18 protein-coding genes are annotated in these 16063 nt (G+C 51.0%); 15 read left to right on the top strand and 3 right to left on the bottom strand.

The features are described from left to right. Positions 1-91: 91 nt before the first annotated feature. From ACLIN2_RS25975 to ACLIN2_RS25925, 11 genes are all read left to right on the top strand, one after another. Positions 92-970 (top strand): branched-chain amino acid ABC transporter permease, encoded by an 879-nt coding sequence (locus tag ACLIN2_RS25975; protein WP_327932165.1) that lies wholly within the window; start codon positions 92-94, stop codon positions 968-970. After that, positions 970-1983 (top strand): branched-chain amino acid ABC transporter permease, encoded by a 1014-nt coding sequence (locus tag ACLIN2_RS25970; protein ID WP_411502553.1) that lies wholly within the window; start codon positions 970-972, stop codon positions 1981-1983. The genes ACLIN2_RS25975 and ACLIN2_RS25970 overlap by 1 nt, the downstream gene beginning before the upstream one ends. Continuing rightward, on the top strand, positions 1980-2762 hold the full coding sequence (locus ACLIN2_RS25965) for an ABC transporter ATP-binding protein (protein WP_092273669.1): 783 nt from the start codon (positions 1980-1982) through the stop codon (positions 2760-2762). Before ACLIN2_RS25970 ends, ACLIN2_RS25965 begins: the two co-directional genes overlap by 4 nt. A gap of 4 nt (positions 2763-2766) precedes the next feature. Beyond that, positions 2767-3516 (top strand): ABC transporter ATP-binding protein, encoded by a 750-nt coding sequence (locus tag ACLIN2_RS25960; protein WP_092273666.1) that lies wholly within the window; start codon positions 2767-2769, stop codon positions 3514-3516. A gap of 28 nt (positions 3517-3544) precedes the next feature. Then, positions 3545-4729, top strand: a complete 1185-nt coding sequence (locus ACLIN2_RS25955) for an ABC transporter substrate-binding protein (RefSeq protein WP_092273663.1) — start codon at positions 3545-3547, stop codon at positions 4727-4729. Between the two features lie 111 nt (positions 4730-4840). Beyond that, complete coding sequence (locus ACLIN2_RS25950) at positions 4841-5665, top strand: methyl-accepting chemotaxis protein (RefSeq protein ID WP_400584940.1); 825 nt, start codon at positions 4841-4843, stop codon at positions 5663-5665. A gap of 127 nt (positions 5666-5792) precedes the next feature. Continuing rightward, on the top strand, positions 5793-6761 hold the full coding sequence (gene paaA / locus ACLIN2_RS25945) for a 1,2-phenylacetyl-CoA epoxidase subunit PaaA (protein ID WP_092273657.1): 969 nt from the start codon (positions 5793-5795) through the stop codon (positions 6759-6761). A gap of 9 nt (positions 6762-6770) precedes the next feature. Then, positions 6771-7112 carry a 1,2-phenylacetyl-CoA epoxidase subunit PaaB gene (gene paaB / locus ACLIN2_RS25940; RefSeq protein WP_092273654.1) on the top strand — a complete coding sequence of 114 codons (342 nt, stop codon included), beginning with the start codon at positions 6771-6773 and terminating at the stop codon, positions 7110-7112. A 17-nt stretch (positions 7113-7129) separates the two neighbouring features. Beyond that, positions 7130-7963, top strand: coding sequence for a 1,2-phenylacetyl-CoA epoxidase subunit PaaC (gene paaC / locus ACLIN2_RS25935; RefSeq protein ID WP_411502552.1), 834 nt, complete (start codon positions 7130-7132; stop codon positions 7961-7963). A 44-nt stretch (positions 7964-8007) separates the two neighbouring features. Beyond that, a complete protein-coding gene (paaD, locus tag ACLIN2_RS25930; RefSeq protein WP_122961122.1) occupies positions 8008-8511 on the top strand; it encodes a 1,2-phenylacetyl-CoA epoxidase subunit PaaD in 504 nt (167 codons plus the stop codon). A 23-nt stretch (positions 8512-8534) separates the two neighbouring features. Beyond that, positions 8535-9977, top strand: coding sequence for an NAD-dependent succinate-semialdehyde dehydrogenase (locus ACLIN2_RS25925; protein ID WP_411502551.1), 1443 nt, complete (start codon positions 8535-8537; stop codon positions 9975-9977). 81 nt (positions 9978-10058) lie between these two features. Here the strand turns inward: ACLIN2_RS25925 and ACLIN2_RS25920 are convergent, their stop codons facing one another. Together ACLIN2_RS25920 and ACLIN2_RS25915 are read right to left on the bottom strand one after the other, a co-directional pair. Then, a complete protein-coding gene (locus ACLIN2_RS25920; protein WP_411502550.1) occupies positions 10059-10442 on the bottom strand; it encodes a carboxymuconolactone decarboxylase family protein in 384 nt (127 codons plus the stop codon). A gap of 78 nt (positions 10443-10520) precedes the next feature. Continuing rightward, positions 10521-11198 (bottom strand): Crp/Fnr family transcriptional regulator, encoded by a 678-nt coding sequence (locus ACLIN2_RS25915; RefSeq protein WP_411502549.1) that lies wholly within the window; start codon positions 11196-11198, stop codon positions 10521-10523. A 204-nt stretch (positions 11199-11402) separates the two neighbouring features. Here ACLIN2_RS25915 and ACLIN2_RS25910 point away from each other — a divergent pair, with 204 nt between their 5' ends. The 4 genes from ACLIN2_RS25910 (at position 11403) to ACLIN2_RS25895 (ending at position 14897) form a co-directional block, all read left to right on the top strand. Further along, positions 11403-12299, top strand: a complete 897-nt coding sequence (locus ACLIN2_RS25910) for a cytochrome c oxidase assembly protein (protein ID WP_328211464.1) — start codon at positions 11403-11405, stop codon at positions 12297-12299. Between the two features lie 34 nt (positions 12300-12333). Then, entirely contained in the window at positions 12334-12792 is a 459-nt protein-coding gene (locus ACLIN2_RS25905) for a DUF420 domain-containing protein (RefSeq protein WP_092273633.1), read from the top strand. A gap of 112 nt (positions 12793-12904) precedes the next feature. After that, the gene (gene cyoE / locus ACLIN2_RS25900; RefSeq protein WP_092273630.1) at positions 12905-13840 is read left to right on the top strand and encodes a heme o synthase; all 936 of its coding nucleotides are present in this window, start codon (positions 12905-12907) and stop codon (positions 13838-13840) included. 136 nt (positions 13841-13976) lie between these two features. Next, the gene (locus ACLIN2_RS25895) at positions 13977-14897 is read left to right on the top strand and encodes a COX15/CtaA family protein (protein ID WP_092273627.1); all 921 of its coding nucleotides are present in this window, start codon (positions 13977-13979) and stop codon (positions 14895-14897) included. 65 nt (positions 14898-14962) lie between these two features. Here ACLIN2_RS25895 and ACLIN2_RS25890 read toward each other — a convergent pair whose 3' ends face one another. Further along, positions 14963-15787 (bottom strand): MBL fold metallo-hydrolase, encoded by an 825-nt coding sequence (locus ACLIN2_RS25890; protein WP_411502548.1) that lies wholly within the window; start codon positions 15785-15787, stop codon positions 14963-14965. Positions 15788-16063 lie beyond the last annotated feature (276 nt).

Genomic DNA, 16063 nt, shown 5'->3' with positions numbered 1-16063 from the left:
AATTATTTGCTAGATTTCCATATTATAAAATGTAAGCGTTTCATATGGGTGATTGTAGAAAGTTTGAATTTTGAGGGGGTACATCACGACTATGACGGAGCTTTTGCAGTACGTCGCAAACGGTTTGGTTAGTGGCGGCATCTACGCCATCGTCGCTGTAGGTTTTATCACGATCTACAACGTCAGCAAAGTGATCAATCTGGCACAGGGAGAATTTTTGATGCTGGGAGGGATGGTCACCGTTGCTATGATCGGCATGAATGTCCCGTACGCTCTGGCGGCTTTTCTGGCGATCCTCATCGTCACATTGATCGGGGTGCTGATGCAGAAATATGTAATCGCTTACGTGAAAAAGGCAAGCCCGATCAGCTTGATCATTTTGACCATCGGGATATCCACCCTGATCCGCGGTTTGGCGAGCTTGATCTGGGGCAAGGATGCGTACTCTCTCGATCCGATTACCAGCAACCAGCCGCTTTCACTCGGGGGCGTCAATATCGCCCAGCAAAGCGTATGGATTCTCGCGGCTGTACTGATTGTGCTGTTCCTGCTGTGGTACTTGATGGACAAGACCATGCTCGGGAAAAAGATCAACGCCTGTTCGGTCAATCCGATGGCGGCTCGTCTGATGGGGATCAGCCCCGCGAAAATGAGCATGCTCGCCTTTGGGATCAGCGGGGCGACAGGAGCCATTGCCGGTATAGTAATTGCACCGCTCAGCGTAACCTCGTATGACATCGGCGTGCTGCTCGGAATCAAAGGCTTCTCTGCTGCTATTCTCGGAGGGCTGGGAAATCCACTCGGTGCAGCGGTAGCCGCTTTTATTCTCGGAATCGTCGAATCGCTCGGGGCAGGCTACATCAGCTCCGGTATGAAAGACGCCATAGCTTTTCTGGTGCTGATCGTGATGCTTTTGGTCAAGCCGTCCGGCATCTTTGGAGAACGTAGCGTAGGGAAAGGAGGGCTATGATGAAACAACTGACGAAGAAGTGGGGAAAAAGCTTAGGGATTTACTTGGCACTCATGATCATTTTTCCGTTTGTCATGCCGGATGAGTATTACCGCTCGGTTGGAATCATCATCGGTTTGCAAGCCATCGTCGCCATCGGACTTTGCCTGGTAATGGGACTTGCGGGCCAAATCTCGCTCGGACAAGCTTCCTTCTGGGGAATCGGTGCCTACACGTCGGCGGTTCTGACGACCAAGTTCGGGTTGACCCCGCTGGTAGGCTTGGTAGCCTCTGCGATTGTTCCAGCAGTGTTTGCCTTCATCCTGGGCAGGGCGATTGCCGGCTTGCAGGGGTACTACCTGGCGATGGCGACCCTCGCTTTCGGCTACATTGTCCAGATCGGTATACAAGAGTGGGAGCCGGTCACGGGCGGAGCAAGCGGCATGATCAGCATTCCGCAGGTTCCCTTTTTCGGAGGCAGCGAGCTTTCAATGTACTACCTGATCTGGGGAATCGTTACCTGCGTGCTGCTCTTCTCGCTGAATCTGATGCATTCCCGCATCGGACGGGCGTTCCGGGCGATTCATAAAAGCGAGGTTGCCGCTACTTCCATGGGTATCGATGTACGAAAATTCAAGCTGAATGCTTTCGTCGTCAGCGGTATGTTTGCCGGGATCTCCGGCGGTCTGTACGCGCACTACATGGGAATTCTCGATCCGCAGCCATTTGGCATGCATGAATCCATCAAGTTTTTGACGATGGTGGTCATCGGCGGTATGACGAGCATCTGGGGGGCGTTGATCGGAACCTTGGTCATCGGCTTCATCAGTGAAGGACTCGTGATGCTGAGCGAGGTAGTTCCAGGCTTGCAAGGGGACGTCGATACGATTGTGTTCGGGGGCATTTTGGTGCTGATCGTGATGTTCATGCCGGAGGGTCTGGTGCCGCGGATCCGCTCCCTGAATGAAAAAGCGCAGGCCAAAAAAGCCGCTGCCAATGCAGAACAGCGGGTGGAAAGGAAGGCTGCCATATGACGACACTGCTGACTGTACAAGACCTTTCTCGAGATTTCGGCGGAGTACGCGCTGTGAATCACGTCGATTTTGAGGTGAAGCAGGGAGAGATTCTGGCTCTGATTGGTCCAAACGGCGCAGGGAAGAGTACGGTTCTCAACATGGTGTCAGGTGTCATCCCACCGTCTGAGGGAGAAATTCGTTTTGCCAATCAGCTAATGACCCGCGTACCTGGATATGAATACGCCAAATTGGGAATTACGAGAACCTTCCAAAACCTGCAGACCTTTGACGATATGACGGTCCTGGAAAACGTGATGGTAGGAATGCACACCAAGACGCATTCGAGTTTGTTTTCTTGCGGAATGAGCTTGACGACTGCTAGACGGGAAGAGCGGACGATGCAGGAGCGGGCGCATACGTGGCTGGAAAAGGTAGGGCTCTCTTCGCTGGCCTCCTCGCATGCGGGCAGCTTGCCGTACGGGAAGCTTCGTCTGATGGAAATCGCCCGTGCGATGGTAGCGGAGCCGAAGCTGCTGCTGCTCGATGAACCGGCAGCCGGTCTCAATCATACCGAGACGGCAGAGATGAGCCGCATGTTCCAGGAGATTCGTGAAAATGGAACGGCAATTCTTCTCGTCGAGCACGACATGGACATGATTATGACCATCGCTGATCGCATCGTCGTTTTGGATCAGGGCAGCAAAATTGCGGAAGGAACCCCGCGTGAAATCCAGGAAAATCCGCGTGTGATTGCAGCATATCTCGGAACAGAAGAACAGGTAGAGAGTCGGGGGTGAAGAGATGGGAAAAGCGATACTGCAAGTGAGCAACATGAAGGCGCGATATGGACCCGTCGAAGTCCTGCACGGGATCGACCTGCAAGTAAACGAAGGTGAAATCGTATCGCTCCTCGGCTCAAATGGAGCGGGCAAAACGACACTGCTGAACTGTATCTGCGGACTGCACGATGCCAAAGAGGGAAGCGTACAATTCCGCGAGCAGGACATTACCCGCGTGCAGGCCGAGCTGGTTGTGGCGAGGGGAATGGCGCATGTGCCTGAGCGCAGACAGATATTCTCCACATTGACCGTCGAAGACAATCTGTGGCTGGGCGCCTCTCATCGAATGCCCAAGACAAGCAAGCGAGACATCGCCAAAGAAATGGAGACGGTGTACGAGCGTTTTCCGATCTTGGCGGAGCGCAAATGGCAGCTGGGAGGGACGTTGTCGGGAGGTCAGCAGCAAATGCTGGCAATTGGCAGAGCGCTGCTTTCCAGGCCGAAGCTGCTGCTGTTGGACGAGCCTTCCCTAGGTCTTGCACCGCTCATCGCCAAAGAAATTTTGACGATCGTGCAGGAGATTCGCTCCCAGTGGGGGACAACAGTTCTTTTGGTCGAGCAAAATGCCCGTGCTGCATTGGCGATTTCCGATCGAGCGTACGTGCTCTCTACGGGAGTCGTCATGCTGGAAGGCACAGCTGAGAAAATCAGCAACGATCCGCGTGTGCAATCAGCCTATCTGGGACATGCCCATGATGCGGTTGGACAATAGAAAAAGAAAAATGATAGGGGGATTATTCATGAAAAAAAATCAATCGAGGAAGTGGCTCTTTCCAATCGCACTCGCTTCCATGGTCTTGCTCAGCGCTTGTGGTGGCGGTGCAAAGCCGGCAGCAGAAGCAGGTGCAGCAGGCGGCAAAGAACCGATTAAGCTGGGTGCCGTGTTCTCATTGACGGGTCCAAACAGCCCGCTCGGTGTACCTGAGAAGCAGGCAGTAGAGATGCTGGTGAAAGAAATTAACGGCGCAGGCGGTGTAGATGGCCGTCCGGTCGAGGTCGTTTTTGAAGATGACAAATCCGACAATACAGAAGCGGTAAAAGCAGTCAAGAAGCTGGTTTCCAAGGAAAAAGTCGTGGCTTTGCTCGGTTCCTCGGGCAGCGGTCCTTCCCTGGGAATGGCGGAATTTTCCCAAGCGGAAAAAATTCCTCTGATCTCGATGGCAGCGGCTGATCAGATGACTAATCCGGTTCGTGCAGGCATCTTCAAAACCCCACACACGGACGTGCACGGAACGAAGCGCATCTATAAATACTTGAAAGAAAAAGGCATTACCAAAATCGCTTTGCTCAACGACAGCAACCCATACGGCAGCGGTTGGACTCAGCAGCTGCAAAAATACGCGCCTGAGTATGGAATCACGATCGTAGCCGAAGAAAAATACGGAACCAAAGATCCGTCCATGAGCTCCCAGCTGACGAAGATCAAAGGAACGGATGCACAAGCACTGATCGTGGCGGGAACGAATCCAGGACCTGCGACGATTGTAAAAGAAGCAAAGCAGCTGAACCTGAGCATTCCGATCATCAGCTCCCACGGTTCTGCTAACAGCAAATTCCTCGAGCTCGTCGGCGATGCTGGCGAAGGTGTCCTGATGGTAGCGGGCAAGCTGCTTGTTTCTGACCAAATCGCAGCGGACGATCCGCAGGCAGCCATCGTGAAAAAATTCGTAGACGGGTACAAGGCAGCTTACAATGTAGAGCCAGACGGTTTTGCAGGCTATGGCTACGACGGCTTGAACCTGATGGTCGAAGGACTGAAGCAGGCAGGCGGCGATGCGTCCAAGCTGAATGAGGTCCTGGAGAAAGTGAAGTACGTCGGGGTAACCGGTGAATTCGTGTTCTCTGCAGAAGATCACAACGGCCTCACGGAGGACAGCATGATCATGGTCGAAGTCAAGGATGGAAAATTTCAGATTCTGAAATAAAGAACGATAAGGCTGAAGGGTAAGACGGCTGTTCTTTCCGCAACGGACAGATGCGGGAAGAACGGCTGTTTTTGTCCACGCCTTCCTATCACATTCGCAGGAGGAATGAATATGTCCCTGTTAAATAGCATGCTGATGGCAGCTCCGATTTTGCAAAAAGCGTTCTTGTTCGATTGCATGGTAGGGGTAACGGACAGGGAGAAATTTTTGGCGTACTATCCCACATCAGATCTGAATCTAGGGATCAAGGTTGGAGATCAGCTCCGAGCGGGGAGTATCAATGCGACGGCGGTAGCAGAGAATCGCAGAGTCGTGCGTAAGATTGGAAAAGAGGTGTACGGGATTCCCTATATTGCGGTAGGGTATCCAATCGTTGAAAACGGCCAGGTGGTCGGTTGCTTGGCCACTGGCGTGACGACAGACCGAGAAGACCAGCTGCGCGCACTGGCTGAAAACTTGACGGGGGCGCTCGAAAATATTGCGGTGCACACAGAAAGTCTGGCAAAAGAGGCGAACGATTTGGCACAAGCAAGTCATATCTTGTCCGATACTGCCGTAACGATGGAAAAGAAGATTGCCGAAACCTCCCAAATCAATCAACTCATTCGCGACATCTCGACTCGCTCCAACGTGCTGGGGTTGAATGCGGTGCTGGAAGCAGCACGGGCAGGAGCAGCAGGAAGGGGTTTTTCCGTCGTGGCGGAAGAGATCCGTAGGCTTTCCCAGACGACTTCAACGTCGGCCAAGAGCATTTTTCGCATATTGGATGAAATGAACGAGCTTGTAGGTACCGTCACTGGTGAAATGGAGAAAACGATGAATCACAGCCTGCAGCAGTCCACTCGTATTCAAGAGCTGGATGCAGTCATGCAGCAGCTGCGGAAAATGGCGGAGCAACTGAGGGAAACCGCAATGTCTACAGGGAGAATGGAATAATTCGTCTGGCTTGAAAACGATTACACCTATTGCAGAATCGTATGACGTTATGTTATTATAACGTTATAAAAACGTATTATAAATTATATGCCATAGACAAGCGATGAACGTAAAGGAGGTCTTCACCATGAATACACAGTTGGAACATTCAGATCTGACAGAAGATGCCAAAATGGAAGCGTTTTTAGCGAAAATTGACCGCGGTGAAAAAATCGAAGCGGACGACTGGATGCCTGACGATTACCGTAACCAATTGATCAAACTGATTTCCATGCACGGCATCAGCGAGATCATGGGGGCATTGCCAGAAAAGGAATGGGTACCGAAAGCTCCCACCCTGCGCCGCAAGCTGGCGATCATGGCAAAGGTACAGGATGAGATGGGACACGGACAGCTGCTCTTGCGTGTCGCTGAGGACTTGATTGCTCCACTGGGTAAAACGCGTGAGGACATCATGCAAGATCTGTTCGCTGGCCGCTTGAAATTTCATAATGTGTTTCACATGGAAGCGCCTACATGGGCGGACGCGGGTGTAATCGGATGGCTCGTTGACGGAGCGGCGATCATTACGCAATCCATGTCGCTGGATACTTCCTACGCACCTTATGCACGTGCCCTGCACCGGATCTGTGCGGAGGAGAAATTCCATGCACAGCACGGGGAGAGTATCGTACTGGAGCTGGCGGAGGGTACAGAAGAGCAGCGCCAAATGCTGCAGGAATCGATCACTCGCTGGTGGCCATCCCTGTTGATGTTCTTCGGACCGCCTGAGAACGGCAACATCACCAGTAACCAAGCGTCGAACATGCGCTACAAAATCCGTTCGCAAACCAACGAGGAGCTGCGTCAAATCTTCCTGAAGAAGTATTTGCCACGCATCTTCCACCTTGGCTTTACCGTTCCGGATGAAACGATCTACTTTGATGAAGCAGAGGATAAATGGATTTACCAGCAGCCAGATTGGGAAGAATTCAAGCAGATTGTCAAAGGAAAAGGCCCACGTTCTGCCCACCGACTGCACTTGCGTGAAATGTCCTATGAAGAAACCAAATGGGTGCGCGATGCGATTCTGTCGTATGGCCGCCAGGTAGGGTAGGTGAGTGCGATGAGTAACCAAACCAACAACGAGAACTTTGTCATCTATGAAGTGTTTAGCCAAAAAACGGTAAGCGCCTCATTTGTACACCAATTTAGTCTCTTGGCACCAAATGCGGAAGTCGCGCTTTCCATGGCACGGGAAAACTTCTTGCGCCGCGAGCCTTGTTTTAACCTGTGGGTGGTCAAACGAGACGACATCCACGGACTGCCGCCAGAGGAGCGTCCTTTCCTGGAGCGTCTTGACAACAAGAGCTATCGGGAAACAAAAGGCTACGGCGATTTGCAAGGCAGATGGCGCCGTCATAAAGATGAGTACGAGGCACAGCACAACACCAAAAGTGGCAGCTAAGAAGGAGGAACATGATCATGGGCGAACTTCTACAGGTAGAAACTGCACAAGAAGCTTTGAAAAATCAGGAGTATACGCAAGCCTTGGTTGATCTTCTCTTCCAGCTTGCCGATGACGATTTTATTTTGGCTTACCGTGGGTCGGAATGGCTCGGCCTTGCACCGCATATTGAAGAAGATGTAGCGTTTTCCTCCATGGCTCAGGATATGATGGGACACGCGGTTATGTACTACGAAATGCTCGAGGAGCTCGGTGTAGGCAAAGCTGACGACCTGGCGCAGCTTCGCGAGGCATCTGCTTTCCGCAACGCCATTCTAGTCGAGCGCCAAAACGGTGCTGGCGGGTACAACGACGATCCGCATTACGACTGGGCTTACGCAATCGTGCGCAGCTATGTATACGGCTTGCACAAAAAGGTTCGCCTGGAATCGCTGCTCAAGTCCTCTTATGCTCCACTCACGCTGATCAGCCGCAAAATGCTGACGGAGCATCGCTACCACCTGATGCACTGGCAAGTATGGCTGAAGCAGCTGGCAAACAGCACACCGGATGCTCGCGCACGTCTGGAAGCAGCGATCGCAAAAGTATGGAGCGACGCAGGAGAGCTGAGCGATCTCGGTCCGAATGCAGCTTCGATCACGGGCTTTGGTCTGATTGAAGCGGAAGCAACTCTTCGCGAGGTTTGGCTCAAAGAAACCCAAGCTATTTTTGAAGCGGCGAATCTGAGCTGGCCGGGTGAGCCGGGAGCAGCTAAGGAGCGTGGCCGCGCCGGGGAGCACACCGCTGATCTGATACAAGCATTGGCTACTCTGTCCGAGGTATATCGCATCGATCCGGCAGCAAGCTGGTAAGAAAACGCGAGCGAGGACGATGGCAATAAAAAGGAGTGATCTGCATGGCGCAAGTAAATGAGCACGTTCATGAACATCAAGAGGCGACATGCTGGGAGCTGCTGCAGGAAGTGAAAGATCCAGAGATCCCAGTGATTAGCATGGTGGAAATGGGCATGATTCACAAGGTGAAGGTAGAATCCGGCGTCGCTTACGTAGAAGTTCTGCCTACCTTTGTCGGCTGTCCCGCTCTGGAAATTATGAAGAAGAACATCTCAGAGAAACTGGTGGAAGGGGAAGGGATTAACGAAGTACAGGTGCGTTTTGTCTACGACCCTGCCTGGACTTCCGATCGGATCGCCTTGGATGCCCGAGATAAATTGAAGAGCTTCGGCATCGCCCCGCCACCTGTTGGCTTTCAGCCCGGAGATACATGGGAAGTGACCTGTCCTTACTGTGATTCTCCGTATACAACGATTGAAAACTTGTTTGGACCCGCAGCCTGCCGCAGTATTTTGTATTGCAAGCACTGCAAAAATCCGTTTGAGGCTCTAAAACCAATCTATTAAGGGAATTGAGAGGAGCGAGTGTCATGGGAGAGAGCAAGCAAATGTATATCAATGGGGAATGGGTATCTGCTGAAAGCGGAGAATTCCTTCAGATCATCAACCCAGCAACAGGAGAATCCGTCGGGTCCGTTTCATTTGGGGACGGCCGCGAAGCCAAAAAGGCAATCGATGCAGCACATGAGGCATTTGGCACTTGGTCTCGCCTGACAGCACGTGAACGCTCCAAGTATCTGTACAACTTGTCTGAGCTCGTAAAAAGCCACCGCGATGAGCTGGCTGGTCTTATCTCCGCTGAGATGGGAAAACCGCTCGGTGAAGCCAAAGGGGAAGTGCTCGGCGCAGCTGACAACTTCGTCTGGTATGCTGAGGAAGCGAAGCGCGTATACGGCGAAACCATCCCATCTTCGGTAGCGAACAAACGCATCATGGTTCTGCGCCAGCCTGTCGGTGTGGTGGGTGCCATTACTCCTTGGAACTTCCCGGTGAACATGGTAGCGCGTAAAATCGCTCCAGCGCTTGCGGCAGGCTGCACAGTCGTACTGAAGCCAGCTGAAAGCACACCATTGTCTGCCATCCGCTTGTTTGAGCTGATCGAGCAAGCTGGCTTTCCAAAAGGTGTCGTAAACCTCGTCATCGGAAAACCGGAAGCAATCGGCGATGAGTTCATCAACAATCCGAAGCTCAGCAAAATCGGCTTCACTGGATCGACTCGCGTAGGGAAGCTCCTGATGGAAGGTGCAGCGAAGCAAGTGAAGCGCGTGAGCATGGAGCTTGGTGGTCATGCCCCGTTCATCGTATTTGCTGATGCGGATCTGGATGCAGCGGTAAAAGGTCTGTTTGAGAGCAAATTCCGCAACTCCGGTCAAATGTGCATTTGCACCAACCGTCTGTACGTGCATGCCGATGTAGCAGATGCCTTCACAGAGAAGCTGGTTGAGCGTCTGAAAAAGGCAAAGGTAGGCGACGGTCGTCAAAAAGAAACCGAAATCGGTCCACTCGTCAACGAACGTGCACTGAACAAGGTTCTGGAGCACATCGAAGACGCAAAAGGCAAAGGCGGTCAGATCGTATTCGGTGGAGCACGCATGACCGAGGGCGATTATGCAAAAGGCTTCTACTGCGAGCCAACTGTCATCACAGACGTAACCGATGAAATGAAAATCTCCTACGAAGAAACCTTTGGTCCGGTAGTGCCGATCGTTCGCTTTACCGATGAAGCAGAAGTGGTAAAACAGGCAAACGATACGCGCTATGGACTGGCAGCTTACGTGTACACGCGCGATAATTCCCGCTGCTTCCGTATGGCTGAGCTGCTGGAGTACGGCATCGTCGGCATCAACGACGGCTCGCCAACACAAACGCAAGCACCATTCGGCGGCTTTAAAGAGAGCGGAATCGGTCGTGAAGGCGGACACTTCGGAATGGATGAGTATTTGGAAACGAAGTTCGTATCTTTCGGAGTGTAATAAACGAAATACAAGAAAGGGGCAATCCCAGAGTAGCTGGTCTACTCGGGATTGCCCTTCTTTGTCGGTTATGAGAACTCTTTAACAAAAACACTCAGGCTCCGTGCTACCATTTCCCTCTATAGTTCGCAGGGGGTGAGGGCGGTTGAAGGCGATCAGGGCTTGTGTGGCATGACTGAGGACCGCGCCAGCTCTGGTAGTAGCTGCGACAAGCACGGCCTCCACGATTTCCTCTGGCGTACCTCCTAATTCCTTATACCTTTGAACATGCGTATCGATGCAATAGGGGCAACCCGTGACATGCGCAACGGCGACGGCTATAAGCTCCTTAGTCTTTAACGGAATCGCTCCCGTGGACGTATAGACCTCTTGTTCAAATGCCAAAAAGGATGAAGAAGCATGAGGGGCAAGCTGCACCAGCTCAGGAATCTTTTTCAGGTCATCTTGGTGGTAATAGTGACTCATTAGAAATACCTCCTTATCGAGTGTGAACTTCTAGCATGATCATTGTATCGATGTGAAAAGGAGGTTTCCGTGATAAAGTCACAGAGGCGATGTATAAGAAAGTAATTTGTTGGAGTCGGTTACAGCTATTCTTCCTCGCTGCACGATAATGGCGCCATCATGCACAAAATCTCTCAACAGTCGACTAACTACTTCACGGGCTGTGCCGAGTTCAATGGCCATTTGCTCGTGCGTAGTCTCAATCCATTCTGAGGGAGTTCGCAGCTCGTTTTGACGCAAGATGAGATAAGTCGCGATACGCTCACGGACGGAGCCAAAAGCAACCTGCTCAAGTAAGCTAGATACATGTGTAAACCTGTCCATGAACTGTCTGTAAACATACTGTCTAACCGGTTTGTAATCATTCATCCATTCTCTGAAAGACTCAACGGGAAAAAGCAGCACCTCGGTATCTGTCTCAATTTCTACGGAGGCTTCGTACTCCATTTCTCCCAAAATGCTTGCCATCATGAGCACACAGCATTCTCCCGACCGAACGCGATAGAGTGTCACTTCTCTTCCAGAAGAACCGATTTTATAGATTCGAATACAGCCTGACAGGATAAAGATTGCATGCGTCAAATAATGCCCTTTCGTTATGGGATGCAGGGTGGAGGGAGATACACGAACGGTTTCCGCCAGTGACCAATCCGTGGGAGAGAGTGACGAGAAGCAGGGGAAATAGCGAATGGCATCATTCACTTTCAGAGGATCCATCATAACCGCCCCTAAATGATCGTTTTGTCCAATTATAGTTTATCATAGGGAAGAGGTGTTCCTATCGGTCTTGAAGTTATTGCCACAGCTCGTCCTAGGTATTTGTCAACACTTTGTTCATTTTTAGTCGAGAAAGTACTTGGGTTCAACGGTATAATGGAGAATGTATAGAGGGACCCTTTCTAGTATGAAGGGAGGATATTCATGGATAATCAGCAGCACCTGCATGGTTTGCCATCAGGAGCAGGCGGCGCGACCTTTTCCGACTTATGGAGTCCGGATGTCATGTTGCTGACCTTGCTCTTTGCGGTTGCCTATTTTTTATTGACGGGTCCGTTTCGCCAAAAGTTTGCCCATGCCAAACCGGCATCAACGAGACAAAAAATCTTGTTTGTATTTGCGTTGATTCTGTTTTATGCGGCACAAGGGAGTCCCATCAGTTATTACGGCCATCATTACCTGTTTAGTCTTCACATGCTACAGCAATCGATTCTTTATTTTGCATTGCCACCGCTTGTTTTGTTGGCCATTCCAGAGTGGCTCCTGGCGAGGGTTTTTCAGCCGAAGGTCATGCGGACTATACTTAACCTCGTGACGCACCCGTTGGTGGCTGCCCTGTTGTTCAATACACTGTTCTCTTTCTACCATGTTCCATTCATTTTTGACGCTGCGTCCCAGAACCATGAATGGATGTCCGTCTACCATATTGTGCTGCTGCTAGCTGCCTTTGCGATGTGGTGGCCGATTGTCAGCCCGCTTTCCGATAGTAAAAAGCAACTGGCGGGATTGAAAAAGCTCACGTACATCTTCGCCAATGGCGTATTGATCACGCCAGCCTGTGCGCTGATTATTTTCGCAGAGAACCCGCTGTATACTACGTACATGCAGGCACCTCAACTGTTTGAAAGCCTGACGACCTTCAGTGATCAGCGACTGGGCGGAATCATCATGAAGCTTGTCCAAGAGCTTGTTTACGGATCTGTGCTTGCCTACGTCTTCTACAACTGGTATAAACAGGAGAAGCAGGACGATCTTCCTATGGAACAGCAGTCTGCCTCCCTTATAATGAAATCGCCTGCTGCAGAAGATGGCAGCGTTTGAAAAAGAGACGTAATTACGTGAATGAGGTGTAGAAATGTCCATCTTGTTGCCTACGATAAGTACATCGTTTATCGTCATTAGCGGCATCCTGGTTGCTTTTGGCTGGTACGCGGTTGCGAAGCGACAAATTGAGAAGCATATGAAAATCATGAAGTGGGCCGCCATCTGTGCGACGATCTTCTTCATTACTTACGTATCCCGTACAGCCTTTGTAGGGAACACGCATTTCGGTGGACCGGATAGTCTCAAGCCGATCTATCAAACCTTCCTGATCTTCCATATTACCCTGGCAACGGTAGGGGGAGTGATGGGATTGATTACGCTGCGATTCGCGTACAAAAATGAGATTGCAAAGCATAGAAAGATCGGTCCGTGGACGTCGATTATTTGGTTTGTTACAGCCATTACAGGTGCTACCGTCTACACACTGCTTTACTTGATTTACCCGGGTGGGGAGACGGCTGGCGTGCTTGACGTTATCTTTGGAAGGTAATGGAAGTACACCCGGCAAGTTGACTTGCTTTACGGGCATTGGCTACAATGAAAGTTAGTTTGTCTATTGCAAATTCGGATGTTCAGATAGATTCAGACAGGAGGTACAAACTGTGGATCAGCGAGTAACGATGCAAGATTCGCTTGAAGCTGATACTGTCTTGCAGGCGCAATCGGTACAACAGGCAACATGGCGCGACTACTTAGAACTGACAAAGCCTGGTATTACCATGTCCAACCTGATGACCACTTTTTCTGCTCTGTGGTTGGCATCATTCGGTTTTCCAGACTGGAAACTGGCGATCCTCACCATGCTTGGCACCGCTTTGGTGATCATGTCTGGTGCGGCGTTAAACAACTTTTATGATCGCGAACTCGATTTGAAAATGAAGCGTACCAAAACCCGGGCGGTTGCTACCGGGCGCATTTCCCCTCGGAATGCATTACTGGTAGGGATTGGCTTATTGCTCGCGGGTCTGGCTGTTCTCGCAGTCTTCGCGAACCCGTTGGCAGCGGTTTGGGGATTGATCGGACATATTTTTTACGTGCTGATCTATACACCGCTCAAACGTGTTACAACGTTGAATACGGTCATTGGCGGTATTTCCGGTGCAGCTCCGCCCGTTATCGGTTGGGTAGCGGTTACGAACAGTATGGATCCCGCTGCATGGCTGCTGTTCCTGATCATGTTCTTGTGGCAGCCGCCGCATTTCTTGGCGCTGGCTATGCTGAAAACCGAAGAGTATCGCGCAGGGAATTTGCCGATGCTGCCAGTAGTGAAAGGCTTTGCAGAAACCAAGCGTCAAATGGTGCTGTGGGGCTCTGTCCTGTTCCCAGCGTCTCTTCTGCTCTTCATTCACGGAAGCGTAGGCTACGTTTATTTGATCGTCATGGGAATTATGGGCATCGTGTACATGGTGCTTCTGTTCCAAGGCTTCCGTGCCAAGGATGATTTGGCGTGGGCACGCAAGCTTTTCGGCTACTCCATTCTGTATTTGACTGTCTTTTGTGCAGCCATCGTCATCAGCACCATGGTGCACTATTATTGACACATATCACTCACGAAATGTTCACGGAACATCCCTTGCTTAGCAGGGGATGTTTCATTAATGTAAGAGAGGACAAACGCAAGAGGTCTTACGCACGACAGACCTCCATCCTCACAGGAAACAGGGTGTATTCACTATGGAAAAATGGCTGAAGCCTCTCGCCGTTCTTGCTACTCTCGTCATGTTTATCGTCATGGTAGCCGGGTCGCTTGTAACCAAGACGGATTCCGGTCTGGGATGCGGAAATGACTGGCCACTTTGCAACGGCAAATGGGTCCCGGAGTATACGTTAGCTTCGATCATTGAATATACGCATCGCCTGATTACGGGTATTGCCGGCATCATCGTGCTGCTTTTCTCGGTCATGTGCTGGCGCTTTTATCGGGGCAATCAAGAGGTTCGCAATCTAGCCCTGTTCGGTATATTTTTTATTGTACTGGAGTCCATTCTCGGTGCTTCTGCCGTGATTTGGCCGCAGTCCTCAGCAGTTCTTGCACTCCATTTTGGTTTCTCTTTGCTGGCGTTTACCGGCGTGTTTCTGCTGACAGGCTTTGTCTTGCAGCGGGATCGGATGGAGGGCATGGTACAAGCCGAGGCTCCGAAAGGATTTCGCAATTGGATCTGGGGCGTAACGATTTACGCGTACGGGGTTGTCTATCTCGGCGCTTATGTACGGCATACGGGCTCCAGTATGGCATGTAGCGACTGGCCGTTGTGCCAGGGCAAGCTGATTCCAGAGCTGTCGGGACAGACGGGTATCCACTTTGCGCACAGGCTGGGAGCGATGCTGCTCTTGATCCTGATGCTGATCAACCTGATCTACGCAGTAAAGCACTTTAAAGAAACGCGCCGTGATTTGTACGGAGCTAGCGTTATCGCTTTCGTGCTTGTCGTCCTCCAGGTGTTCAGCGGTGGTTTCGTTGTCTTGTTCCAGCTGCATCTGTACGCGACGCTTCTGCACTCGATGATCATTACGATTTTGTTCGGCGTCATCTGCTACATGTGTCTGCAGTCGCTGAAATCACCGCGCTTGAAGATACCAAGAAAGAAACAGTAGGGAAAATAGAAGTCACGAAAGAAGCCGCTTGCCTCGTTAACAGGTAAGCGGCTTTGTATTTTCGTTCAGCGATTGTCTGTGTACTCAAGGCGGATGATGCGAACATTTTCCTGATGAGACTCCTGTGTGGTAGGAGAGAAGAAGGCGTGTTCTTTTTCCAGGGTGGAAAGCGCGGCTTCGTCATTTGCGATGACAGCCTGCGTCAATCTTTCCAAATGATCCGCTGACAGATGAACGCGGCGCTTCATCTCCGCCACGTCATCTGTCGCTTGCCCGTGACCGGGAATGAGAAGAGAAATGCAATGCTCGCCGATGATCCGCGAGGCGAGCTCTATTGTCCTTTTATAAGCTTTGGCACTGTCGTAAATAAACGGCAGCTCAAAATCGGAAAGATAGTCGCCAGCTACGAAGACACCGATCGAATCGATAACGGTGAATAGGCCATCTGCAGAATGACCGGGTGCCAGGTAGAAGTGCAAGGTCGTGGAACCGAGCGTGACCTGCTGGTATTCCTCCGTGATGACGATGTCCAGTGTGGGAAATTCGATCGGATAGTCGCGCTTCAAATAATAGGTCGCATCAAATTCGTGAATCAGCTGCAGCTTGTAATCCTTTTTGGGATGGTGCTGCAAACCGTAGCTGCCAATCGTTTTGGCATCAGGAAAAGCGCGGTAGCCAATGATGTGGTCGAAGTCTCCGTGAGTAAACAGCAGGTATAGCTCTTTGTCACCGCGAATCGATTGCACGAAGCTTTGTATTTCTTGGATTTCACCGGGGAGCCAGTTTGGGTCGATGACGATTATCCCCTCATCCAACGAGATGACGGTTGTTGTTGTCTGGAACAGGGCGCTTTGAAAAACAGTGACACGATCATTGGTGTATTGAATCATGGGAAAAGGAGCTCCTTTCCGGGATCAAAAAGATAAAGGCGATTGCTCTGGGGGTGTGGATGACGGAAAAATTCCATCACAAGGCGGAAGTTCTCTGCATTTGCGACAGGTTGTGCTTGAATGGGTTTCGCGGTCTTTGGGTCTAGTTCCTGCTTGGTTTTCCATGGGCTCGTTTCCCAAGTTACTTCGAAGTGGAGTAAATTTCAACCGCGCACCTCGCTGTCTTTTGTTACAATAAAAAAAGCAAACACATGATCGTGACGAGAGGATGAAGGG

The sequence above is a fragment of the Brevibacillus centrosporus genome, assembly GCF_046622605.1.
GTDB lineage: Bacteria > Bacillota > Bacilli > Brevibacillales > Brevibacillaceae > Brevibacillus > Brevibacillus centrosporus.
The sequence above is the reverse complement of the archived record's forward strand: the minus strand, read 5'-3'. Positions and strand labels throughout refer to the sequence as shown.

Bases quoted from the DNA above. Each gene is read 5' to 3' on its own strand.
- ACLIN2_RS25975 (WP_327932165.1), top strand. From the start codon at position 92: ATGACGGAGCTTTTGCAGTACGTCGCAAACGGTTTGGTTAGTGGCGGC.
- ACLIN2_RS25970 (WP_411502553.1), top strand. From the start codon at position 970: ATGAAACAACTGACGAAGAAGTGGGGAAAAAGCTTAGGGATTTACTTG.
- ACLIN2_RS25965 (WP_092273669.1), top strand. From the start codon at position 1,980: ATGACGACACTGCTGACTGTACAAGACCTTTCTCGAGATTTCGGCGGA.
- ACLIN2_RS25960 (WP_092273666.1), top strand. From the start codon at position 2,767: ATGGGAAAAGCGATACTGCAAGTGAGCAACATGAAGGCGCGATATGGA.
- ACLIN2_RS25955 (WP_092273663.1), top strand. From the start codon at position 3,545: ATGAAAAAAAATCAATCGAGGAAGTGGCTCTTTCCAATCGCACTCGCT.
- ACLIN2_RS25950 (WP_400584940.1), top strand. From the start codon at position 4,841: ATGTCCCTGTTAAATAGCATGCTGATGGCAGCTCCGATTTTGCAAAAA.
- paaA (WP_092273657.1), top strand. From the start codon at position 5,793: ATGAATACACAGTTGGAACATTCAGATCTGACAGAAGATGCCAAAATG.
- paaB (WP_092273654.1), top strand. From the start codon at position 6,771: ATGAGTAACCAAACCAACAACGAGAACTTTGTCATCTATGAAGTGTTT.
- paaC (WP_411502552.1), top strand. From the start codon at position 7,130: ATGGGCGAACTTCTACAGGTAGAAACTGCACAAGAAGCTTTGAAAAAT.
- paaD (WP_122961122.1), top strand. From the start codon at position 8,008: ATGGCGCAAGTAAATGAGCACGTTCATGAACATCAAGAGGCGACATGC.
- ACLIN2_RS25925 (WP_411502551.1), top strand. From the start codon at position 8,535: ATGGGAGAGAGCAAGCAAATGTATATCAATGGGGAATGGGTATCTGCT.
- ACLIN2_RS25920 (WP_411502550.1), bottom strand. From the start codon at position 10,442: ATGAGTCACTATTACCACCAAGATGACCTGAAAAAGATTCCTGAGCTG.
- ACLIN2_RS25915 (WP_411502549.1), bottom strand. From the start codon at position 11,198: ATGGATCCTCTGAAAGTGAATGATGCCATTCGCTATTTCCCCTGCTTC.
- ACLIN2_RS25910 (WP_328211464.1), top strand. From the start codon at position 11,403: ATGGATAATCAGCAGCACCTGCATGGTTTGCCATCAGGAGCAGGCGGC.
- ACLIN2_RS25905 (WP_092273633.1), top strand. From the start codon at position 12,334: ATGTCCATCTTGTTGCCTACGATAAGTACATCGTTTATCGTCATTAGC.
- ACLIN2_RS25895 (WP_092273627.1), top strand. From the start codon at position 13,977: ATGGAAAAATGGCTGAAGCCTCTCGCCGTTCTTGCTACTCTCGTCATG.
- ACLIN2_RS25890 (WP_411502548.1), bottom strand. From the start codon at position 15,787: ATGATTCAATACACCAATGATCGTGTCACTGTTTTTCAAAGCGCCCTG.